Annotated in this window: 17 protein-coding genes and 2 pseudogenes; 12 read left to right on the forward strand and 7 right to left on the reverse strand. The window is 66.6% G+C overall.

From position 1 onward, the window contains the following. Nucleotides 1–113 precede the first annotated feature (113 nt). The 3 genes from VCS63_RS21290 to VCS63_RS21300 all read right to left on the reverse strand — a co-directional run bounded on the left by VCS63_RS21290 (nucleotide 114) and on the right by VCS63_RS21300 (nucleotide 2648). Entirely contained in the window at nucleotides 114–1463 is a 1350-nt protein-coding gene (locus tag VCS63_RS21290; RefSeq protein WP_063641035.1) for a heavy metal sensor histidine kinase, read from the reverse strand. Continuing rightward, nucleotides 1463–2152: a heavy metal response regulator transcription factor gene (locus tag VCS63_RS21295; protein WP_063641037.1), complete on the reverse strand. Its 690-nt coding sequence runs from the start codon at nucleotides 2150–2152 to the stop codon at nucleotides 1463–1465. Before VCS63_RS21295 ends, VCS63_RS21290 begins: the two co-directional genes overlap by 1 nt. Nucleotides 2153–2306: 154 nt before the next feature. Further along, nucleotides 2307–2648 carry a DUF4148 domain-containing protein gene (locus tag VCS63_RS21300; protein WP_042794559.1) on the reverse strand — a complete coding sequence of 114 codons (342 nt, stop codon included), beginning with the start codon at nucleotides 2646–2648 and terminating at the stop codon, nucleotides 2307–2309. Between the two features lie 229 nt (nucleotides 2649–2877). Between VCS63_RS21300 and VCS63_RS21305 the strand changes: the two genes are divergently transcribed. The 3 genes from VCS63_RS21305 to VCS63_RS21315 are packed head-to-tail and all read left to right on the forward strand — an operon-like array spanning nucleotide 2878 to nucleotide 8515. Further along, a complete protein-coding gene (locus VCS63_RS21305) occupies nucleotides 2878–4134 on the forward strand; it encodes a TolC family protein (protein WP_323880979.1) in 1257 nt (418 codons plus the stop codon). Between the two features lie 14 nt (nucleotides 4135–4148). Then, nucleotides 4149–5333 (forward strand): efflux RND transporter periplasmic adaptor subunit, encoded by a 1185-nt coding sequence (locus VCS63_RS21310; RefSeq protein WP_323880980.1) that lies wholly within the window; start codon nucleotides 4149–4151, stop codon nucleotides 5331–5333. 14 nt (nucleotides 5334–5347) lie between these two features. Continuing rightward, nucleotides 5348–8515 (forward strand): CusA/CzcA family heavy metal efflux RND transporter, encoded by a 3168-nt coding sequence (locus tag VCS63_RS21315; RefSeq protein WP_323880982.1) that lies wholly within the window; start codon nucleotides 5348–5350, stop codon nucleotides 8513–8515. A 102-nt stretch (nucleotides 8516–8617) separates the two neighbouring features. On the opposite strand, the gene ggt is transcribed toward VCS63_RS21315, so the two are convergent. Further along, complete coding sequence (gene ggt / locus VCS63_RS21320; RefSeq protein ID WP_323880984.1) at nucleotides 8618–10213, reverse strand: gamma-glutamyltransferase; 1596 nt, start codon at nucleotides 10211–10213, stop codon at nucleotides 8618–8620. A gap of 24 nt (nucleotides 10214–10237) precedes the next feature. After that, a complete protein-coding gene (locus tag VCS63_RS21325) occupies nucleotides 10238–11212 on the reverse strand; it encodes a Bug family tripartite tricarboxylate transporter substrate binding protein (protein ID WP_063641047.1) in 975 nt (324 codons plus the stop codon). Nucleotides 11213–11372: 160 nt separating this feature from the next. Between VCS63_RS21325 and VCS63_RS21330 the strand changes: the two genes are divergently transcribed. Both VCS63_RS21330 and VCS63_RS21335 read left to right on the forward strand, forming a co-directional pair. After that, nucleotides 11373–12029 carry a GntR family transcriptional regulator gene (locus VCS63_RS21330; RefSeq protein WP_323880986.1) on the forward strand — a complete coding sequence of 219 codons (657 nt, stop codon included), beginning with the start codon at nucleotides 11373–11375 and terminating at the stop codon, nucleotides 12027–12029. A 43-nt stretch (nucleotides 12030–12072) separates the two neighbouring features. After that, on the forward strand, nucleotides 12073–12570 hold the full coding sequence (locus tag VCS63_RS21335; RefSeq protein WP_063641048.1) for a cupin domain-containing protein: 498 nt from the start codon (nucleotides 12073–12075) through the stop codon (nucleotides 12568–12570). Here the strand turns inward: VCS63_RS21335 and VCS63_RS21340 are convergent. Next, entirely contained in the window at nucleotides 12567–13466 is a 900-nt protein-coding gene (locus VCS63_RS21340) for a DMT family transporter (RefSeq protein WP_104653685.1), read from the reverse strand. The two genes, VCS63_RS21335 and VCS63_RS21340, sit on opposite strands and share 4 nt — an antisense overlap. 269 nt (nucleotides 13467–13735) lie before the next feature. Between VCS63_RS21340 and VCS63_RS21345 the strand changes: the two genes are divergently transcribed. Next, a complete protein-coding gene (locus tag VCS63_RS21345) occupies nucleotides 13736–15001 on the forward strand; it encodes an MFS transporter (RefSeq protein ID WP_063641051.1) in 1266 nt (421 codons plus the stop codon). An 82-nt stretch (nucleotides 15002–15083) separates the two neighbouring features. On the opposite strand, the gene VCS63_RS21350 is transcribed toward VCS63_RS21345, so the two are convergent. Continuing rightward, entirely contained in the window at nucleotides 15084–15956 is an 873-nt protein-coding gene (locus VCS63_RS21350) for an NAD(P)-dependent oxidoreductase (protein ID WP_042794553.1), read from the reverse strand. Nucleotides 15957–16165: 209 nt separating this feature from the next. On the opposite strand from VCS63_RS21350, the gene VCS63_RS21355 reads away from it, so the two are divergent. From VCS63_RS21355 to VCS63_RS21380, 6 genes and pseudogenes are all read left to right on the forward strand, one after another. Further along, nucleotides 16166–16558 carry a Zn-ribbon domain-containing OB-fold protein gene (locus VCS63_RS21355; protein ID WP_323880988.1) on the forward strand — a complete coding sequence of 131 codons (393 nt, stop codon included), beginning with the start codon at nucleotides 16166–16168 and terminating at the stop codon, nucleotides 16556–16558. Continuing rightward, complete coding sequence (locus VCS63_RS21360) at nucleotides 16555–17715, forward strand: thiolase (protein ID WP_063641055.1); 1161 nt, start codon at nucleotides 16555–16557, stop codon at nucleotides 17713–17715. Before VCS63_RS21355 ends, VCS63_RS21360 begins: the two co-directional genes overlap by 4 nt. Nucleotides 17716–17723: 8 nt before the next feature. Beyond that, complete coding sequence (locus tag VCS63_RS21365; RefSeq protein WP_042794550.1) at nucleotides 17724–18413, forward strand: 3-oxoacid CoA-transferase subunit A; 690 nt, start codon at nucleotides 17724–17726, stop codon at nucleotides 18411–18413. Beyond that, nucleotides 18410–19072 carry a 3-oxoacid CoA-transferase subunit B gene (locus VCS63_RS21370; RefSeq protein ID WP_323880991.1) on the forward strand — a complete coding sequence of 221 codons (663 nt, stop codon included), beginning with the start codon at nucleotides 18410–18412 and terminating at the stop codon, nucleotides 19070–19072. Before VCS63_RS21365 ends, VCS63_RS21370 begins: the two co-directional genes overlap by 4 nt. Beyond that, nucleotides 19062–20249, forward strand: a pseudogene (locus tag VCS63_RS21375) (acyl-CoA dehydrogenase family protein); the annotation flags it as partial. The gene VCS63_RS21370 and the pseudogene VCS63_RS21375, both read left to right, overlap by 11 nt. A 27-nt stretch (nucleotides 20250–20276) precedes the next feature. After that, nucleotides 20277–21377 (forward strand): annotated as a pseudogene (locus VCS63_RS21380) (acyl-CoA dehydrogenase family protein); the annotation flags it as partial. Nucleotides 21378–21401: the final 24 nt, after the last annotated feature.

Below are 21401 nucleotides of genomic sequence, written 5' to 3' on the forward strand. Positions count from 1 at the left end.
AGACGGATGGCCTCCCTGAGGCCGGTGTCCTTGAAAGCCGCTGTGGCAGCCGGTCTTCGAAGGACATGGAGAAATTCTAGGGAGCGGGCGGGGACAGAATCCGGACAGGCGGATTAGCTTTCTGTAATGTCCGGCGCCGCAATGCCGAAGCCTATCGTGGTGGTCCGCCCGGCCGATCTGGCGTAGCTGCGGCCGCCGTGCATGCGGGCAATGGCTGCGACGATCGCCAGCCCCAGCCCATGATGGTTGGCGTCGAACTCGCGCGAGGTGTCGCTGCGGTAGAAACGATAGAAAAGGCGCGGCAAATGCTCTTGCGGTATGGGGTCGCCAATGTTGCGCACCGATATCAGGATTTCGCCGGGCTCTTTACGCGAGATCTCAACCTCGATCGCGCTGCCCGGCGGGGCATAACGCACCGCATTTGAGATCAGGTTCGATACGGCACGCTGGAACAGTGCGCGGTCGACCTGCGCCGGGGCATCGCCCGCGACCGCGAGTTCGACGCCGGCATCCAGGGCCTCGGCCTCGTGGTACTGCATCACCTCCTTGACGATGGCTGCCAGGCTGGGCTGCCAGGCGCCTCTTGCCTGCGCGCCGCGGTCGGCCTGCGACAGGAACAGCATGTCATTGACGATGCCGGAGAGGCGTTGCAGTTCCTCCAGGTTGGAACCCAGCGTCTCTCTCAGTGCCTGCGGCGACGGACGCGTGCTCAGCGCCAGCTCGGTCTCTCCGATCAGTGTCGCCAAGGGCGTGCGCATCTCGTGGGCGACGTCGGCGTTGAAACCTTCCATCTGCACATAGGCACGCTCCAGCCGCTGCAGCACCGCGTTGAATTGGCGGACCAGTGGCCTGATTTCGCAAGGCTGGCCGCTCTCGTCCAGCCGTTCGCCGATTCGGTCCGGAGACAGCATCGCGGCCTGTTTGCCCAGCGCGTCCAGAGGTTCCAGCCCTTTGCGCACCAGCAGGGTTCCCACCGCGGCCACGACGATGGCGCCGGCCAGGGCGCAGGCGAACAGCGTCCAGGCGAGAGCCCTGCGCAGGCGGATATCGCTGGAGATGTCCAGCACCAACTCCGCGTTCATCGCATCGCCCGGCGCGCCCGGAAATGGCAAGGTAAACGTGATGCGCCGCTCGTGATGGAAGTCGTTGTCACCGGCTATCGGACTGCCGTAGTAGACCTTTTCGCCATCTATTTCCAGCACCAGCGAAAAATCCGGACGTCCGTAGAAGAAGTCGCTGAGCTTGTGCCGCAGGCGGGTCGAATCCCGGCTGGCGGCATTTTCCTCCACCAGATGGCGAACGACTTCCACCTTCTGCTGAAGCAGGGCCTCCTGCCGGCTCGCCAGGTTCAGGTTGGTGGCGTAGTAGACCGCGGCGCACACCAGGCCGAGGGCGATGAAAGTCTGGATCGCCAGCCAGCGCGACAACCACCGGTGCAGCGATTTGGGGCGCTGCCCGGGCATCAGTCGCTCCGCGGTTCCAGCACGTACCCCATGCCGCGCACGGTATGCAGCAGCTTTTTGGCGAAGGGTTCATCGACCTTGCCGCGCAGGCGGCGGATCGCGACTTCGACCACGTTGGTGTTGCTATTGAAGTTGATGTCCCATACCTGTTCGGCCAGTTCCAGCCGTGACAGGACTTCTCCCTGCTTGCGCATCAGCAGTGCCAGCAAGGTGAATTCCTTGGCGGTCAGGTCCAGCCGCACGCCGTCGCGGCTGGCGCGCCGGCGCAGCAGGTCCAGTTCCAGCCCGTCGATGCGCAGCACATTCTGGCCGATGGTCTCAGTCTGGCCGTGGCCGCTGCGCCGACCCAGGGCCAATACGCGGGCCAGCAGTTCGGACAGGGCAAACGGTTTGGCCAGGTAGTCGTCAGCGCCGTCGCGCAGGCCCTTGACCCGGTCTTCCAGTTTGTCGCGCGCCGTCAGCATCAGGACTGGCACGCGGCTGGTCTTGCGGATCTCGGCAAGCACGGAAAAGCCGTCCATGGCGGGCAGCATCACGTCCAGCAGGACGAGGTCGTATTGGCTTTCACGCACCAGATGCAGACCCGTGACACCGTCCTGCGCCACATCGACCACGTAGTTGTGTTCGGTAAGCGCTCGCCGCAAGTACTCGGCGAGTTTCTTTTCGTCTTCGATTACGAGTACTTTCATGTCGGGGGAATAAAGAGAGTGCGCGGAAGTCCTCGGATCCTGAGTCGTATTCTAGGCGGAATCGTTGCGATGGAATAAACGCTGCGCAGGGCGGTCCAGCCGCCCTGCGCAGCGCCCGCGGGCACGCAAGATACGTCCGCCACGAGCCGGGTGCTCAGCCCGGCGTGTAGATCTCTGCCAGGCGGGCACGCTCGGCCGGCGTCATGGCTTCAATTTCGGCCATGGCATCCGCCCGCGTGCGGGAGGTGCCCTGTTTGGCCCAGCCGGGCTTGGCCGCGTTCAGGTTGGTCAGAAACCACTGCTTGGGGTCGGACTTGGCAACGGCCAGCTCCGTCTTCACTTCTTCGCGGGTTTTTGCGCTCATGGCGTGATCCGGAGCGATGGCGTAGCCGATTTCCGTATCGGTCTGGTGCCAGGTGCTGGACGCGCTGGCGGCAAAAGGAAAGGTCAACGCGGAACCCAGGGCGAGGGCGGCTGCAAGGGCTTGGATCTTCATGGATATCTCCTTGGTTGGGCGCTGCGCCGGCGGCGGTGTCCCGTCCGGCGCATACACGCTATTTGTGTAGCGACGGTGACACTCTACGGACCCGGATCCGTCAATTCACGGACACCCTGATTACGTTTTCGTAAGGCCCGCGCACCTTACGGAAATGTCATTTTTCTGTCGGTGGATTGACGAGCCCGTCTGGATACATTGCCGGCTCGCCCCATTCCTCGGTTGAACCATGCATTTATCCGCTTTGCCGCTGACCCTGGCGGCCTTGATGATTGCCGCGCCCGCCTCCGCACGGGACGCGGGCGCGGCCCGGCCCTCCGTACCCATGGAGCAGAGCCAGGCCGGCGCCACGCTGACGCTGGAGGGGGCACTGGCCAGGGCACTCGACCGCAATCCCGGGTTCGCTGCCGTAAAGAACGAGGCCGCTGCAAGCGCGGGCGTGCTGACGCAAGCGGGCGTGCTGCCCAATCCGACCATCGACCTCAGCGTGGACGACACGAAATCAGCCACGCGCACCACCACCGCCATGCTGAATGTGCCGTTGGAGACGGGCGGCAAGCGAGCCGCCCGGGTGAAAGCCGCAGGGCTGTCCAGCGACATGGCGCGCCAGGACGTGGCGGATGCGCGGGCCGGCTTGCGGGCTGCGGTCATTGCGGCGTTCTTCGACGTGGCCGTGGCGCAGGAGTCCGTGCGCGTGACGCGGGGCACCGTGGATATCGCCAGCGACGCCTTGCGGCTGGCCGAGAGGCGCGTGGCTGCGGGCAAGGCGCCGCCGCTGGAGGCCAGCAAGGCGCAAGTTGCGCTGGCCAACGCGCGCATCGAAGCGCGCGCGGCCGACGCGGCGCTGCTGGACGCGCGCCGCAAGCTTGGCCTGCTCTGGGGCGAAGCGGAACCCGGATTCGCCCGCGTCGGCGCGGACCTGAGCGCCTTGCCGCGGCGCACCTCGATCGACGAACTGCGTTCGGCCTTGGCGGCTTCTCCCAGGATGCGGGGCGGCAAGCTTGCCGTCGACCTGGGGCAGGCGCAGCTGGAGGTCGAGAAGAGCAAACGCTATCCGGACATTACGCTGAGCGCGGGCGTGGCCCGCGATAACGAGGCAGGCCGCAACAAGGCCCAGCTTGGCATTTCGATCCCGTTGCCCATCTTCGACCGCAACCAGGGCAATGTCTACGCAGCCACCATGCAGGCCTACAAGGCGCAGGACCAGTATCGGGAATTGGAGTCCGGCCTGATGGGGGAGCTGCTGCAGGCGGTCACCCGCTTCGACCTGGCGGTGGCGGCTGCGCGCGAGTACCGGGACGCGGTGCTGCCCGGCGCCACCCAGGCCTATGACGCCGCGCGCAAGGGCTTCGAAGCGGGGAAGTTCGGTTTCCTGGAAGTCCTGGACGCGCAACGCACCCTGTCCGAAGGAAACATCGCCTACCTGACGGTGTTGGCTTCCCTGTATCAGGCATCCGCGGATATCGATCGCATTCTCGGACTTTGAAACGAGCAAAAGAAATGGCGAACCCCAAAAACATGCAACACCCCAAGATGCGCGCCGCGGTGGCGGCGAGCCTGTGCGCGGCGCTGCTGCTGGCGCCCGCGCTTTCGGCCAAAGCCGCCGGAGAGGACGGTCACGGCCATGCCGAGACCGAGCAGGGCGGGGAGAACGATCAAGAGAAGATCGAGCTGACGCCCGAACAGATTGCCGCGGCCGGCATCAAACTGGAAGCCGCCGCGCCCGCGACACTTGCGACGTCCGTGCAGTTCCCGGGCGAGATCAAGTTCAATGCGGACCGAACCGCGCACGTGGTGCCGCGCATGGCCGGCGTGGTGCAGAGCGTGTCGGCGGACCTGGGCCAGCAGGTCAGGAAGGGCGAGCTGCTGGCCACCTTATCCAGTTCGGCGCTGTCCGAGCTGCGCAGCGAATGGCTGGCGGCGGCCAAGCGGCGCGATCTCGCCGGCCAGACCCACCGGCGCGAGCGGCGCCTGTGGCAGGAAAAGGTGTCCGCCGAACAGGACTACCTGGCAGCCCGCACCGCGCTGCAGGAAGCGGAAATCGCGGTCCAGAACGCGGAGCAGAAGCTGCGGACCGTGGGCGCCGAGCCGCGGTCCAGGGATCTGGGGAGTTTGGAGATCCGCGCGCCCTTTGACGGCGTGGTGGTGGAAAAGCACATCGCCTTGGGCGAGGCCTTGCCCGACAACGCCAGCATCTTCACCTTGTCGGATCTGCGCACGGTATGGGCCGAGTTTGTAATTGCCCCCAAGGACTTGCAGGATGTGCGCGTAGGTGAAGCCGCAAGCGTCACGTCCGCCGCCTTTGCAGGCAAGGCGGAAGGAACCGTCTCCTATATCGGCTCGCTGCTGGGGCAGCAGACACGAACGGCCACGGCGCGGGTAACGCTGGAAAATCCTGACACGGCCTGGCGTCCCGGGCTGTTCGTGTCCGTCGACGTGGTGATCCGCCAGTCCGATGCCGCAGTGACCGTGGCGGCCGACGCGGTCCAGACCGTCGACAACGAGCCCGCGGTGTTCGTGGAGGTCCCCGGAGGCTTCGCAGTGCAGCCGGTGAAACTGGGAAAGGCCTCGGACGACCGGGTCGAAGTCTTGTCCGGTCTTGCGCCCGGCACGCGCTACGCGGCTGAAAACTCCTTCGTCCTCAAGTCGGAGCTGGGCAAGGCCGGCGCCGAGCATGCACATTGAGGCGGGAGCGGAACATGTTTGAACGCTTGATCCGTTTTGCCATCGAACAGCGCTGGCTGGTGCTGTTCGTCACCCTGGGCATGGCCGCCATCGGCGTCTACAACTATTCCCGGCTTGCCATCGATGCGGTGCCCGACATCACCAACGTCCAGGTCCAGATCAATGCCGGCGCGCCAGGGTATTCACCGCTGGAGACCGAGCAGCGCGTCACCTATCCGATAGAAACGGTGATGGCCGGCCTGCCGGGGCTGCAGCAGACGCGTTCGATGTCGCGCTACGGCCTTTCCCAGGTAACTGTCATCTTCAAGGACGGCACCGATATCTACTTCGCTCGCCAACTGGTGAACCAGCGCCTGCAGGAAGCGAAGGAAAACCTGCCCGAGGGCGTGACGCCCATGATGGGGCCGATATCCTCGGGCCTGGGCGAGATCTATCTGTGGACGGTAGAAGCCCGCGACGACGCCCGCAAGCCGGACGGCTCGCGCTATACGCCCATGGACCTGCGCGAGATCCAGGACTGGATCATCAAGCCGCAGTTGCGAAACATTCCTGGCGTGACCGAAATCAATGCCATCGGCGGCTATGCCAAGGAGTACCAGGTGGCGCCCAGCACCGAGAAGCTGGCCTCCTACGGGTTGGCGCTGACCGACGTCATGGCTGCGCTGGAGCGCAACAACGCCAATACCGGCGCAGGCTACATCGAGCGCAAGGGGGAGCAATACCTGATCCGGGCGCCCGGCCAGGTCAAGTCCATGGACGATATCCGGGACGTGGTGTTGGCGACCGTGCAAGGCCAGGCGATCCGCATACGCGATGTGGCCGAGGTCTCCATCGGGCGCGAGTTGCGCACGGGCGCGGCGACCAGCAACGGCGAGGAAGTGGTGCTGGGCACCGTTTTCATGCTGATAGGCGAGAACAGCCGGGCGGTGTCGCAGGCAGTGTCCGTCAAGCTGGAGGCCATCAATAAATCATTGCCAGCGGGTGTGCAGGCCGTGACGGTGTACGACCGCACCAACCTGATCGACAAGGCCATCGCCACGGTCAAAAAGAACCTGCTGGAGGGCGCGGCGCTCGTCATCGTCATCTTGTTCGTGTTCCTGGGCAACATCCGCGCGGCCTTGATCACGGCGATGATCATCCCATTGTCCATGCTGTTCACCTTCACCGGCATGGTGACCTACAAGGTCAGCGCCAACCTGATGAGCCTGGGCGCGCTGGACTTCGGCATCATCGTGGACGGCGCGGTGGTCATCGTCGAGAACTGCGTGCGGCGCCTGAGCCACGCGCGGGCGCATCATGGCAGGGCGCTCACGCGTGGCGAGCGCTTCCACGAAGTCTTCGCGGCGGCGCGCGAGGCGCGCAGGCCGCTGCTGTTCGGGCAGTTGATCATTATGGTCGTGTATTTGCCGATCTTCGCGCTCAGCGGCGTGGAAGGCCGCATGTTCCATCCCATGGCGCTGACGGTGGTGCTCGCGTTGCTGGGAGCCATGATCTTGTCGGTGACTTTCGTGCCTGCCGCCGTGGCGCTGTTCATGGGCAACAACGTTTCCGAAAAGGAGAATCGCCTGATGGCATGGGCCAGGCGCCGCTACGAGCCCTTGCTGGACGTGGCGCTGCGGCGCGCGCCGCTGATCCTGGCCGGGGCAACCGTCTTCGTGGTTCTGTGCGGGCTATTGGCGTCGCGCATGGGCAGCGAATTCATACCCAGTTTGAACGAAGGCGACATGGCGATCCAGGCGCTGAGGATTCCGGGAACCAGCCTGACGCAGTCCGTCGACATGCAGAAGCAGCTGGAGAAGCGTCTGAAAGAGAAGTTTCCGGAGATCGAGCGCGTGTTCGCCCGCACGGGCACGGCGGAGATCGCTTCCGACGCCATGCCGCCCAGCATTTCCGACGGCTACATCATGCTCAAGCCCGTCGACCAATGGCTCAGCCCTCGGAAGACTCGCGCCGAGTTGTTGGCCGCCATCCAGGAGGAAGCCAACCAGGTGCCCGGCAACAACTATGAGTTTTCGCAGCCCATCCAGCTGCGCTTCAATGAGCTGATCTCAGGCGTGCGCAGCGACGTCGCGGTGAAGGTGTTCGGCGATGACAATGACGTGCTCAACCGCACGGCCGCGGAGATCGCCGAGGTGCTTCAGGCGATACCGGGCGCTTCTGAAGTAAAAGTGGAACAGACCACCGGCCTGCCGATGCTTACCGTCAATATCGACCGCGCCCGCGCCGCGCGTTACGGACTGAGCCTGGCGGACGTGCAGGACACCCTGGCTATCGCCGTTGGGGGGCGCGAGGCGGGAACCTTCTTCCAGGGCGACCGGCGCTTCGACATCGTGGTGCGCCTGCCGGAGGCCGTGCGCGAAAACCTGTCGGCACTGCGCAAGCTGCCCATCGCCCTGCCCAGGCAGGAAGGCCAGGCGCAGGCCGCCTACATCCCGCTGAGCGAGGTCGCTACCTTCGATCTGGCGCCGGGCCCCAACCAGATCTCGCGCGAGGACGGCAAACGCCGCATCGTGGTCAGCGCCAACGTGCGCGGCCGCGACCTGGGCACGTTCGTGTCCGAGGCCACCGCAGCCATCGGGCAAAAGGTGCAGGTGCCGGCGGGCTACTGGACCTCCTGGGGCGGCACTTTCGAGCAGTTGCAATCCGCGGCCAAGCGCCTGCAGGTTGTGGTCCCGGCGGCGCTGCTGTTGGTGTTTGCGCTGCTGTTCGCGATGTTCGGCAACGTCAAGGATGGCCTGCTGGTGTTTACCGGCATCCCCTTTGCGTTGACGGGAGGCGTGATCGCGCTGTGGATGCGCGGCATCCCCCTGTCCATTACCGCGGCCGTGGGCTTTATCGCGCTATGCGGCGTGGCAGTCCTGAATGGCCTGGTCATGCTTTCGTTCATCAGCGGACTGCGCGAAGAGGGCAAGTCCGTGGCCGAGGCCGTGCGTATCGGGGCGCTGACGCGCCTGCGGCCGGTGCTGATGACGGCGCTGGTGGCCTCGCTGGGCTTTGTGCCCATGGCGATCGCGACCGGCACGGGCGCCGAGGTCCAGCGCCCGCTGGCGACCGTGGTGATCGGCGGCATCATTTCCTCCACCATCCTCACGCTGCTGGTACTGCCCGCGCTTTATCGCCTGGCGCACAGGAATGACGCCGATGAGCTTGAATTGTCGAAGCCGGCGCCCGCCAGGGCGTAGGCGCGATACAGGCATGATGCGATGAGTGAAATGCACATCGCCGCCGGATTCCGGCGGCGATGCCTGTCCCATGCTGGCCGGGCAGGGCGTCCGCCCTGGTGCTCAGAAGCCCACGGCCTGGCCGTCGCGGCGCGAGTCGGACGCGGCTACGTAGCCGCCTTGCGGCAGGCGGCAGATCAACTGTGCCGAACCGAACTCCAGGCTATCGGCGGGGGCCACCGCGACGTTGTGGCCGCGCGCGCGCAGCGCATCGACCACGTCCGCGGGCAGGTGTGATTCCACATTGACCACCGGGCCTTTTTCCACTCGGAAGCGCGGCGCATCGCTCATGGCCTGCGGATTCTGGCCAAACGCCGCCAGGCGCGTGACCATCTGTAGATGGCCCTGGGCCTGCATCGACCCACCCATCACGCCAAACGACATCAAGGGCTGGCCGCCGCGCGTGACGAACGCGGGGATGATGGTGTGCATCGGCTTCTTGCGCGGCGCAACCTGGTTGGCGTGGCCAGGCGTAAGCACGAAGTTCAGGCCGCGGTTGTGCAGGCTGATGCCGGTGTCGGGCACCACCACGCCGGAACCGAAGCCGTGGTAGTTGGACTGGATGAAAGACACCATGGTGCCGCTGGCGTCAGCCGCCGTCAGGTACACGGTGCCGCCGGTGGCTGGCGTGCCCGCGACCGGCACGCTGGCGCGGTCCATGGAGATCTGGCGCGCGCGTTCCGCCAGGTAGGCGCGGTCCAGCAGGGCGGCAGCGTCCGTGCGCATGTGGCGCGGATCGGCGACGTGGTGGTGCAGGTCCGCGAAAGCCAGCTTCATCGCTTCGATGCTGACGTGGTAATAGTCCGCGCTGTCGCGGCCCATGCTTTCCAGGTCGAACTGTTCCAGCATGCCCAGCGCCATCAGCGCAGAGATGCCCTGGCCATTGGGCGGGATTTCATGCAGCTCGTAGCCGCGGAACGACTGCGAAATCGGGGCGACCCATTCGGGGTGGTGTTCGGCCAGGTCATCCGCACTGAGCGCACCGCCGGTCTGGCTGGCGAAGTCGGCGATCTTGCGGGCGAGCTCACCCCGGTAGAAGCTTTCGCCGCCGCTTTCGGCAATGGCGCGCAGCGTCTTGCCCTGTGCCGGAAAGCGCCACCACTCGCCGGCCTGGGGCGCGCGCCCTTCTGGCAGGAAGGCCGCGGCAAAGCCGGGCTCCTGCGCCAGCTTGGGCGCTTGCGTCGCCCACTGGCGGGCGATGGTGGGCGACACCGCGAACCCTTCTTCGGCATAGGCGATGGCAGGCTCGAACAACTGCGCGAATGGCAGTTTGCCAAAGCGTTCCGACAGCGCCTTCCAGCCCGCCACCTGACCCGGAACGGTCACCGTGCCCCAGCCGGTGCCGGGCATGGCGTCGCGTCCGGCGAAATACTCCGGCGTCCAGGCGGCCGGCGCACAGCCGCTGGAGTTCAGGCCATGCAGCTGGCCGTCATGCCACACCAGCGCGAACATGTCCCCGCCGATGCCGTTCATGACGGGTTCGAGCACCGTCAGCGCAATAGCGGTAGCGATGGCGCTGTCCACGGCGTTGCCGCCGGCCAGCAGCATGCGCAATCCGGCTTGCGCCGCCAGGGGCTGGCTGGTGGCGACCGCATTGGCGGCCAGGATCGGCATTTTTCGGGAGGCGTAGGGGAAAGACCAATCGAAGGGTGAAGACATGGATGCTGGAACTCGTGTTGAAAATTACTGGGGCGTGATGCCGGCCTGGTCGATCAGCTGCTTGGTGCGCGGGATTTCGGCCTTGATGAAAGCGGCGAATTCCTCGCGGCTGCCGCCACGGGGCTCCGCGCCGGCTTCCGCGAGCTTACTGCGCAGCGCAGGATCGGCAAGCACTTTGTTGACGGCTCGGTTCAGTTTGTCGAGAACCGCGACCGGGGTGCCTTCGGGGGCGACCAGGCCATACCACGGCGCGATGTCATAGCCGGCATAGCCCTGTTCCGCGATGGTGGGAATTTCCGGCGCCAGCGCCGAGCGCTTTGCGTTCGACATGCCCAGCGCCAGCAGCGCGCCGCTCTTGGCCTGGGGCAGGCCCGTCATGATGGTGTCGAAGTACATCGACACCTGGCCGCTGAGCAGCGCCGGGATGGCTTCGCCCGCGCCTTTGTACGGCACGTGCAGGATGTCGATGCCTGCCACGGACTTGAGCATTTCGCCGGCCATGTGGGAAGTCGTGCCGGTGCCGAACGAGGCATAGGTCAGCTTGCCGGGGTTGGCGCGGGCGTAGGCCACCATTTCCGGCAGGGTCTTGAACGGCTGCGACGGATTGGCCAGCAGGATATTGGGCGTGTAGGCCACCATGGACACCAGCGCGAAGGCGTCGGGGTCATAGGCCAGGCGCTTTTGCAGGTAGCGGTTGGTGACGATGGCGGCGGGGCCGCCCATCAGCAGCGTATAGCCGTCGGGGGCGGCGCGCGCGACCGAGGCGCTGCCGATAGCGGCCGCGGCGCCCGGGCGGGCCTCGACCACGAAGGGCTGACCCAGCTCCGTGGACAGCGCAGCGCCCAGTTGGCGCGAGATCAGGTCGGTGGCGGAGCCCGCCTGGAACGGCACGACAATGCGCACCGGATGCTGCGGCCAGTCGGTCGCCTGGGCGCCTGCCTGGGCGGCGAAGGCCACGGCGGCGGCGCCTGCCAGCGCCCGGATGAAACGAAACTTCATGAATTCCCCTTGATCGCGTTATGGAGTGCGTGCAGGGATTAGACGCAAGTGGGCGACCCGGGACTATTAGTGTTTGCATCCATGGATCACTGGATCCAATTTGTGTTATTTTTGCGTTTATCTATCATGGCGGCTTTCCCAAGGCCTGCCCGAGACCTCAATGCTGCAATTCCAGAAGACAGCCCTCAGCGCCGAAGACGAAGCCTACCTGCACCTGCAGCGCGAAATCCGCCTGGGCCGCTACGCGCCCGGCCAGCGTCTGGTGCCCGAGGTCGTGGCCGCGGAAATCGGCACGAGTCGCATGCCGGTGCGCGGCGCGCTGCGCCGCCTTGCCTCCGAAGGGCTGGTCGAAATCCGCGCCAACCGTGGCGCGGTGGTGCGTGGCCTGAACCAACAGGAAATGCTGGAAGTGTTCGAGATGCGCTCGGTGCTGGAAGGCCTGGCCATGCGTAATGCGGTGTCGCACATGAACGCCGAGCACGTGCGCCGCCTGACCAATTCACTTGAATTGCTGGAGCAGGGGCCCGGTGAAGACCTGGACTGGACCACCGCCCACCGCGAGTTCCACGAATATCTTTGCAGTTTCTGCCAGCAGCCGCGCTTGCTGCGTCAGCTGTCCGAACTGCATTCCGTGGTCGAGCCCTATATGCGGCTGTGGGCGGCTCAGCCGGGCCGCGTCCTGCGCGTGCGCGAATCGCACCAGGAACTGATCGACGCGTTGCGTACGGGCGATCCGGCGCACTGCGAGGCCGCCATGCGGCAGCACGTCATGAATACAGTGCCCGCGTTGCAGGCGTTCCTGCAGCAGGCGGCCTAGGGGCACGCTAGACTGGCGCTATCCTCCACGCGCCCGTCCTGCCATGACCGCATCCACATCCGCCGCCAGCCTCATCCGCCGCCTGGACCTGTTGCCGCATCCCGAAGGCGGCTACTACCGTGAAACCTATCGCGCCGCCGATCTGGTCACGCGCGGCGACGGCGTGCGCCGTTCCGCCAGCACCGCCATTTACTACTTGCTATGCGACGGCGCCTGGTCCACCTGGCATCGCATCCGTTCCGACGAACTCTGGCATTTCCATGCGGGCGGTCCGCTGTATATCCATGTGCTGGCGCCGGATGGCGGCTACGGCTGCCTGCGGCTGGGTGACGCGTTGCAGGACGCCGATGCCGTGTTCCAGGCAGTTGTGCCTGCCGGCAGTTGGTTCGCGGCCGAACTGGCCGACCCGGATGGCTACGCGCTGGCCGGCTGCACGGTTGCGCCAGGCTTCGAGTTCAGCGAGTTCGAGCTGGCCGACGCCACCGAACTGCAACGCCTGTATCCCGCGCAGGCCGGCTTGATCGTCCGCCTGGCTCGTTAGTCAGCGCCTTGCGCGCCCTGCGCCGGGGCCTGGGGCTTTTTCCCGCGCGTGAACTTGGCTTCGCTTGCAAGCACGCCCGCAACGATGAGGCCGGCTCCCACCAGCGCCAGCGCGGGCAGGCGGTCTCCGGCCAGGCGTCCCACGATGCCGCCCCACACGGGCTCGCCCGCGTAGATGACGGTCGCGCGGGTGGGCGACACCGACTTCTGCGCCCAATTCATGGTCAGCTGGATAACGGCGCTGGCCAGTCCCAGCCCAATGGCGGCGCCCGCCCACAGCCACGAGAACGCGGGAACCGCTTCGCCCATCGCGGGCATCAGCGCAAACGACACCAGGCCGGCCGTCAGCAATTGCACGAAGGTGACGCGGCGGCTGTCGACCTTTTTGGCATACATGCCAATCAGGATGATCTCGGCGGCAATCGCCGCGGCGCCAGCCAGCGTCGCGGCCTCGCCCGCGCTGAAGCTCAGCGTGCCTGCTTGCGGGCCGGCCAGCAGGACCAGACCGGCGAAGGCCAGCGTCACGCCCACCCAGCTCATCAGTCCGGGCGGCTTTTTCAACACGGCCCATTGCAGCAGCGGCACGATGGGCACGTAGAGCGCGGTGATGAAGGCGGACTGGCTGCTGGTGATGGTCTGCAATCCGTACGTTTGCAGAAAGTAGCCCAGGAACAGCGCGCAGCCGATGGCGATGCCCGCGCCCACCTCCTGGCGGGTGATCCCGGCCATGTGCTTGCGGAACACCAGTAGCGCCATCAGGCCTGCGATGGTAAAGCGCACCCCCACGAAGAACAGCGGCCCGCTGTGCTGCATGGCGATGTGGATGATGAGGAAGGTGCTCCCCCACAGCATGGTGACCAGCACCAGGGCGATTTCCTGGCGGGACAGGGCGAACATCGAGGTCTTGGACTTCACGGTTTGCTTCGGGCGCTACGAAATGGTGGGGAATATACAGCGCTTCGGCGACCGTTCACCGAACACATTCCGGGATTTCGGGCGGAGCAGACATATAGCCGGGAGTAATATGACGCGTCCGGGGGCGTCAGCCGCCGGCGACAACAAGCCGATTCACGCCTCGTTCTTCTCGCCCGTGTCCAGCCTTCCCGGCGGCACCCGCGAAGCCGGGCGCGCAAGCGGCAAGAAGAAGATACCGAGGAGAAGCACAAGTGCAGAAGCAAGAGTCGGGCGGCTGGTATTTCGGCTGGACCATCGTAGGCGCCGCGACGGTACTCACCCTGTTGACGGTCGGCCTGCGCATGGGCATCGGGCCGTTTTTCCTGCCCATCGCGGACACGCTGGGCTTCACGCGCAGCATGCTGTCCGGCATTGTCGCGATCGGCATGCTTTGCTATGGCCTGGCCATGCCCCTGGCGGGCTATCTGGTCAACACGCGCGGCACGCGCTTCGTGTTGCTGACCGGCGCCGCCATCGTCGTGCTGTCGTCGATCTGGACCGTCTTCGCGCGCGGACCCATCGAGTTCCTGTTGTCCTTCGGCGTGGCGCTGTCCATCGGCCTGGGCTTTACCAGCCCGGTGGCGTTGACGCCGGTCATCAGCCGCTGGTTCACCCGCCAGCGCGGCATGGCGCTGTTCTTCTTGTCCACGGGTTCCATGGCTGGCATCGCGCTCATGACGCCGACGCTGACTTTCGCCATTTCGGCCGTGGGTTGGCAGGAAACCTTGCTGGGTTTTGCCGTGCTGTTCGCGTTGCTGACGGTGCCGATGGCGCTCTTCATCATGCGCGACGAAGCGCCGGAGCACACCGACCTGCTGCCGCACCAGATCCCCGACAAGGCGGCCGCACCCGCCAAGCCGGGGGCCAAGCGCCCGGCCCCCAATCTGCGCGCGGCCCTGGGTTCGCTGCCCTTCTGGCAAGTCGCGCTGGGCTTGTTCGCCTGTGGTTTCAGCATGAATCTGCTGGGCACCCATGGTGTGCCGATGCTGATGGACCACGGCTTTGACGCCACCACCAGTTCTCTGGGCATCGGGCTGATCGGCCTGGTCGCCATCTTCAGCACCCTGGTACTGGGCCGTATGTCGGACCAGGTCGAAAGGCGCGCCATTCTTGCCACGATCTACCTGGTGCGCGGACTCGGCTTCTTCGCGCTGGTCATGGTGGGGGCGCACTGGGAACTGTACGCCGCGGCCACCATAGGCGGCGTGGTGTGGGCTGGCAGCATCGCCTTGTCCTCTGCGATTCTGGCGGACGTCTATGGCGTGCGGCTGGTGGGCGTGCTGTATGGGCTGGCCTATCTGGGCCACCAGGTGGGCGGCATGATCAGCTCATGGTTGGGCGGCTGGGCTTACGAGACCTTCGGCACGCATTGGGTCGCCTTCGGGGCGGCAGGCGTGCTGCTGCTGGCGGCGGCGTTGATTTCGCTGCGCCTGCCGGCGCGGGGGCTGCCGCGCGGCGTGGCGGTCGCGGGACGCTGAACTGCGCTGATGGCAAACCGGCGCCGTTTGCCGGGTTTGCCATCGCGTCCGTCGTTCGGGCCGCGATGGCAGGCGGGCCGCTCTAGCGGTCCTTCAGCAGCGACACCAGCTCAGGCACATAGCGGTCGCCACCGCCCTGCGTGACAGCCTGGTCGAAGGTGTGCTGCACGGCCGCGCCGATTTCGCGCACGGCGCCCGTTTCCGCGGCCATGGTGTTGTAGTAGGACAGGTCCTTCTGTGCGTTCGACATGAAGAACCGCAGCGACGACGGATCCTGTTCCAGCAGGTACGGCTTGATGCGCTCCAGCGCCACGCCGCCGCCGCCGCCCTTGGTCAGCACGTCGGCGAACACCGCGGGATCGATCTCGGCGCGCAGTGCGCAGGCCGCCGCTTCCGACAGCAGCGCAACCACGCCCAGCGACACGTAGTTGTGCAGCAGCTTCATGCGGTGACCGGCGCCGATCGGGCCGGCATGCGTGATGTTCTCGGCAAAGCAGGCCAGCAGCGGCTTGCACTCCTCGAACAAGGCGGCGTCTCCACCCACCAGCAGGTTCAGCCGGCCTTCGGCGGCTTCCTTGGGCGTGCGCGTCATGGGCGCATCCAGGAAACGGCCGCCGGCATCCGCCACGGCCTCCGCCACCTTCACGGTGGACGAGGGAATTGCCGTCGAGCAGTCGATGATGACCGTGCCGGGCCGCAGGCCCGCCAGCACGCCGCCTTCGGACAGCAGCACGGCTTCGACCTGCGGGCTGCCGGTGACGCACAGGATGATCACATCAGACTGGCCCGCCAACGTGGCGCCGTCGGCCACGCTGGTCGCGCCGGCGGCCTTCAGCGCGTCCAGGGGCTGGTTGCCCGGATGCTCCAGCACGGTCAGCGTATGACCATGCTTGACCAGATTGCTCGCAATGCCGTGGCCCATGAGGCCAATACCAACCATGCCGACTTTTGCCATCTTCCACTGCTCCTGCCATGTAGGGTGTTTGTTATGGCGTAAATCTTACTCTGACTTGCGGCGCTTCGAATATGCCGAAAGTAGCCTTCGAATCTTTCGGATGGTAAGCGGCGGAGGGCATTCCTAAAATCGTTCCACAGCCGCAGGCCTTGCCAGGCGCGGATCGAAATACAACGGAGACAGCCGCCCTCAGGGCGGCGCACTGCACCATGCCGCAAACCGCAAACGAGCCGGCGTCCAGCGCCGAGCACCACTATTTCGAGCAGCTCGCGCAGGGCCGCTTCGTCATTCCGCAATGCCAGGACTGCGCCAGGCATCATTTCTATCCCAGGGTGGTCTGCCCGTATTGCGGCTCCGACGCGCTGCGCTGGGTCGAGCCCAGCGGCCGCGGCGAGATCTATTCCACGACCATCGTGCGCGCCAAGGGCGGCGACTACACCGTGTGCCTGGTGGACCTGGACGAAGGCCCGCGCCTGATGAGCCGCGTGGTGGACATGCCGGTGGACGCGGTGCGCATCGGCCTGCGTGTGCGTGCCAGGATCGACGCCGGGGACGGCGCGCCGCTGTTGGTGTTCATGGCGCAGGCGGAGGGCCGGGCATGAGCCGGAGCTATCGTGGCGCGATCGCCGTCCTGGGCACCGGCATGGCCGGGCTGGGCGATTGCCAGGGCCGTACCGAACAGGAAATCATCGCGCAGGCATCCCACCGCGCCGTGGCAGCAAGTGGCTTGAAGATGCAGGACATCGACGGCATCATCACCTCCAGCCTGACCTCGCCCTGGTGGGTGATGCGGATGGCGGAATACCTGGGAATCCGCCCGCGCTTCTCCGACAGCACCATGTTCGGTGGCTCGTCCTTTATCGCCGACCTGAAGATCGCGGCGATGGCGATCGAGGCTGGCCAGTGCGATCACGTGCTGGTCTGCTACGGGGCCAATCCGCGCAGCGCGCCCAGCAGCACGCAGATCAACCAGATGCGCGCGGCGCTGGACCCGCAGCCTTACGAGCATCCCTACAAGCCCTTCAATCCAGTGTCCAGCTATGCCCTGGCCGCCGCCCGTCACATGTACCAGTACGGCACCACCCGACGGCAGCTGGCCGAGGTCGCCGTCGCCGCGCGCAAGTGGGCGCAGCTGAATCCGGACGCCTTCCTGCGCGAGCCGCTCACTATCGACGAGGTGCTGGGCGCCAAGATGATCTCGGACCCCCTGACCGTGCGCGACTGCTGCCTGGTGACCGACGGCGCGGGCGCCTTCGTGGTGACGCGCGCCGCCCGCGCCCGCGATCTGCACCCGCGTCCCATCTACGTGCTCGGCACCGGCCATGCGCACTGGCATCGCCAGATATCGTGCATGCCGGACCTCACCGTCACGCCGGCCGTGGATTCCGGCCGGACCGCTTTCGCCGAGGCTGGCCTGACGCCGGCCGACGTCGACCTGGTGGAGCTCTACGACGCGTTCACGATCAACCCCATCCTGTTCCTGGAAGACCTGGGCTTCTGCGCCAAGGGCGAGGGCGGCGCCTTCATCGGCGGTGGCCGCATCGAACCGGGTGGCGACCTGCCGATGAATACCAATGGCGGCGGGCTGTCGTTCACCCATCCCGGCATGTACAGCATCTTCCTGGTGATCGAGGCCGTCGCGCAGCTGCGGCGCGAGGCGGGCGAGCGCCAGGTGCCCAAGGCCGACGTCGCGCTCGTGCACGGCAACGGCGGGGTGCTTTCAAGCCAGGCCACCGCGATTCTCTCCCACTCCCTGTGACCCCCGCCATGATGAACAAGACTCTCGATTCCGCCGCGCAGGCCGTGGCGGACATTCCAGACGGTGCCACCGTGCTGGTCAGCGGCTTCGGCCTCTCCGGCCAGCCCGTCGAATTGCTCGACGCGCTGGTGGAGCAGGGCGCGAGCGGCCTGACCGTCGTGTGCAACAACAGCGGAGCCCGCGACAGCGGTCTCGCCCGCCTGATCCGGCTGGGCCGCGTGCGCAAGCTGATCGCCTCGTATCCGCGCGGCGCGGAGTCCCAGGCTTTCGAATCGGCCTACGCCGAGGGACGCATCGAATACGAATGCGTGCCGCAGGGCACGCTGGCCGAGCGGCTGCGCGCGGCGGGCTCGGGCCTGGGCGGCTTTTTCACGCCCACCGGCTATGGCACGCTGCTGGCCGAAGGCAAGGAGACGCGACTCATCAAGGGCGTGGGCCATGTGTTCGAGGAGCCGCTGCACGCCGACTACGCGCTGGTGAAAGCCTATTGCGCCGATCCCCTGGGCAACCTGGTGTACCGCAAGGCGGGGCGCAATTTCGGCCCGCTCATGTGCATGGCAGCGGCCACCGCCGTAGTCCAGGTCCATGCGCTGGCGGAGGTCGGCGGCCTGGATCCGGAGCACGTCGTCACCCCCGGGATCTTCGTGCAGCGCGTGCTGCGTATCCCTGATGCGCAACTGACCGGAGCCCTGCAATGATCCAACGATATTCCCGCGAGGACATCGCCCGTCGCGCCGCGGCGGACATCCCGCCCGGCTCCTACGTGAACCTGGGCATCGGCCTGCCGGTCATGGCGCTGGATTACTGGAAGCCGGAGCACGGCGTCACCGTGCACAGCGAGAACGGCATCCTCGGCATGCGCGCGCGCTCGGACGCTGATCCTGTCGACCCGGACCTGACCAACGCGGCCAAGCAGAACGTGGCGCTTTCTGAAGGCGGCAGCTTTTTCAACCATGCCGACTCCTTCGCCATGATGCGCGGCGGCCACCTGGACTATTGCATCCTGGGCGCCTACCAGGTCTCGGAAACCGGCGACCTGGCCAACTGGTCGCTCGGGCAGCCCGGCGTGGCCGCCGCCGTGGGCGGGGCCATGGATCTGGCAGTCGGCGCCAAGCGCGTGCATGTGCTGATGGAACACCTGACGCGGGACGGCCGGCCCCGGCTGCGCCGCCAGTGCGACCTGCCGCTGACGGGCGCGGCCTGCGTGGACCGCGTCTACACCGACTTCGCCACGCTGGACGTGACGCCGCAGGGTTTCCTGGTGCGCGACATGGCGCCGGGCCTCACGCGCGTAGCCCTGCAGGCGGCCACCGATGCGCCGCTGTGTTTCTCGCAGGAGCTTGGCGATGTCGAATGACGCCCAGCTCGACGGTTTCCGCGCCGAGGTCCGCGACTTCCTGCGGACGAAGCTTCCGGCCGACCTGCGGCGCAAGGTGCTGGACCACCAGCGCCTGGACAAGCAGGACTTCCTGCGCTGGCATCGCATCCTGCACGAGCGCGGCTGGGTCGCGCCGAGCTGGCCGGTCGAGCACGGCGGTGCTGACTGGAGCATCCTGCAGCGTAACGTGTTCGACGAAGAGTGCGCCCTGGCGGGAGCGCCCGAAACCGTGCCTTTCGGCCTGCGCATGGTGGCGCCCGTCATCATGGCCTACGGCTCTGCCTGGCAGAAAAGCCATTTCCTACCGCGCATCCTGAGCGGGCAGGACTGGTGGTGCCAGGGCTACTCCGAACCGGGCGCCGGTTCGGACCTGGCGTCCTTGTCCACGCGCGCGCGCCGGGAAGGCGAGGTCTTCGTGGTGAGCGGCCAGAAAACCTGGACCACCTATGCCCAATACGCCGACATGATGTTCTGCCTGGCGCGCACCGATCCCGACGCCAAGGCGCAGGAAGGCATTTCCTTCCTGCTCATCGACATGCGCAGCCCCGGCGTGTCGCTGCGGCCGATCCGGACCCTGGATGGCGGAGAGGAAATCAACGAGGTCTTCCTGGACGAGGTGAGGGTGCCGGTCTCGCACCTGGTGGGCGATGTGGACCGGGGCTGGACCTACGCGAAATACCTGTTGGCGCACGAACGTTTCGGCGCGGCCCGGGTGGGGCGCGCCAAGCGCGAGCTGGGCCATCTGCAACGGCTGGCTGCCCAGCGGAAGGTTGATGGCCGTCCGCTGGCCGAGGATCCTGTATTCGCTCAGCGGCTGGCTCAGCTGGAAATCGACACGCTGGCGCTGGAACAGACCAATTTGCGGCTGATCGCACGCGACCAGCGCGGGGCCGGCCATGGCGCGGAAGCCTCGATCCTCAAATACCTGGGTTCGACGCTGGCCCAGCGCATCAGCGAGGCCCTGGTCGACACCGCTGGCACGCACGCGCTTGCCTACCATTCGGGCGTACTCGAACGCGGCTACGCGCAAGGCGATCCGACGCCCGAGGAAGAACTGGAGGCCATGCCCGGCTTCTATCTCAACCTGCGCAAGATCTCGATCTACGGCGGAACGGACGAGGTCCAGAAGAACATCATCGCCAAGCTCGCCCTGGGCGCCGTGGATGATTCCAGCGAGGACCAGCGCGCCCTGGACGATGCCGTCGGACGGTATCTGCAAGGGGAGTATCCAGCACCCGCCGCGCGCGAAATGCTCGCGGGCGATGCGGATCCCGAAGCCTCGCCGCACTGGCGCGCCTTCGCGGACATGGGCCTGTCGGGCCTGGGCCTGCCGGCGTCGGCGGGCGGCATGGACGGCGGACTCGCCGAGCTATGCGTGGTGATGGAGCGCTTCGGCCGGCACCTGGTGACCGAGCCGTACGACGCCAGCGCGGTGCTTTGTGGCCAGTTGCTGGCGCGCCTGCCCCAGGGCGAACGGACCCGCGAGCTGCTCGCCGGAATCGCACAGGGGGCGGCGCCGGTGCTGGCCCATGCCGAGCCGGATTCGGACTGGCCTCTGGACGCGCTGGGCGCGCCGGGCGCGATCGCGGCGGCGGCCGAACCGCAAGGCGGAGGCTGGCTGCTGAACGGCATGAAGCGGCGCGTGCCCTATGGTGCCGGCGCGCGGCAACTGCTGGTTACGGCGCGCGACGCCGGGGGGATGGCGTTGTTCCTGGTCGAGGCCGGCAACCCTGGCCTGCGGCGCGAGGGCAGGCCGGGGCTGGACGGCCGCCCCTACGCCGATATCGTGCTGACGAATTGCCATGTGGACGCGACCGCCCGGCTGGGATCGGCCGGCGAGGCTCTGGAAACGGCCGCGGACGCGGCGCGCGTCGCCCTCTGCGCGGAGGCGCTGGGCTGCATGCAGGCGCTGCTGGATGCCACCCGAGACCATGTGTCCGCGCGCCGCCAGTTCGGCCAGCCGCTAGTTCGCTTCCAGGCGGTGCAGCACCGCCTGGTGGACATGCTGCTGGCCCTGGAACAGGCGCGCTCGCTGACCTGGCTGGCGGCCGCCGCCGATGCCTCCGATCCGCTTCGGCGCGCGCGCCTCGCGTCGGCAGCCAAGGCCGGTTGCGCGCAGGCAGCACGCTACCTTGGCCAGCAAAGCATCCAGCTGCATGGCGGCATGGGCATGACCGACGAGCTGCCGGTGGGCCATTACGTCAAGCGTCTGCTTGCCATCGAACATACGCTGGGCGACGCCCGCTACCATCTCAACCGTTATCAGCGGCTGGCGACGGCTTGAGCCGCGCCGCCGAAAAGGGCACAT

It is taken from the genome of Achromobacter sp. D10, from assembly GCF_035282245.1.
GTDB classification, from domain to species: Bacteria; Pseudomonadota; Gammaproteobacteria; order Burkholderiales; family Burkholderiaceae_B; genus Achromobacter; species Achromobacter insolitus.

Bases quoted from the DNA above. Each gene is read 5' to 3' on its own strand.
- VCS63_RS21290 (WP_063641035.1), bottom strand. From the start codon at position 1,463: ATGCCCGGGCAGCGCCCCAAATCGCTGCACCGGTGGTTGTCGCGCTGG.
- VCS63_RS21295 (WP_063641037.1), bottom strand. From the start codon at position 2,152: ATGAAAGTACTCGTAATCGAAGACGAAAAGAAACTCGCCGAGTACTTG.
- VCS63_RS21300 (WP_042794559.1), bottom strand. From the start codon at position 2,648: ATGAAGATCCAAGCCCTTGCAGCCGCCCTCGCCCTGGGTTCCGCGTTG.
- VCS63_RS21305 (WP_323880979.1), top strand. From the start codon at position 2,878: ATGCATTTATCCGCTTTGCCGCTGACCCTGGCGGCCTTGATGATTGCC.
- VCS63_RS21310 (WP_323880980.1), top strand. From the start codon at position 4,149: ATGGCGAACCCCAAAAACATGCAACACCCCAAGATGCGCGCCGCGGTG.
- VCS63_RS21315 (WP_323880982.1), top strand. From the start codon at position 5,348: ATGTTTGAACGCTTGATCCGTTTTGCCATCGAACAGCGCTGGCTGGTG.
- ggt (WP_323880984.1), bottom strand. From the start codon at position 10,213: ATGTCTTCACCCTTCGATTGGTCTTTCCCCTACGCCTCCCGAAAAATG.
- VCS63_RS21325 (WP_063641047.1), bottom strand. From the start codon at position 11,212: ATGAAGTTTCGTTTCATCCGGGCGCTGGCAGGCGCCGCCGCCGTGGCC.
- VCS63_RS21330 (WP_323880986.1), top strand. From the start codon at position 11,373: ATGCTGCAATTCCAGAAGACAGCCCTCAGCGCCGAAGACGAAGCCTAC.
- VCS63_RS21335 (WP_063641048.1), top strand. From the start codon at position 12,073: ATGACCGCATCCACATCCGCCGCCAGCCTCATCCGCCGCCTGGACCTG.
- VCS63_RS21340 (WP_104653685.1), bottom strand. From the start codon at position 13,466: ATGTTCGCCCTGTCCCGCCAGGAAATCGCCCTGGTGCTGGTCACCATG.
- VCS63_RS21350 (WP_042794553.1), bottom strand. From the start codon at position 15,956: ATGGCAAAAGTCGGCATGGTTGGTATTGGCCTCATGGGCCACGGCATT.
- VCS63_RS21355 (WP_323880988.1), top strand. From the start codon at position 16,166: ATGCCGCAAACCGCAAACGAGCCGGCGTCCAGCGCCGAGCACCACTAT.
- VCS63_RS21360 (WP_063641055.1), top strand. From the start codon at position 16,555: ATGAGCCGGAGCTATCGTGGCGCGATCGCCGTCCTGGGCACCGGCATG.
- VCS63_RS21365 (WP_042794550.1), top strand. From the start codon at position 17,724: ATGATGAACAAGACTCTCGATTCCGCCGCGCAGGCCGTGGCGGACATT.
- VCS63_RS21370 (WP_323880991.1), top strand. From the start codon at position 18,410: ATGATCCAACGATATTCCCGCGAGGACATCGCCCGTCGCGCCGCGGCG.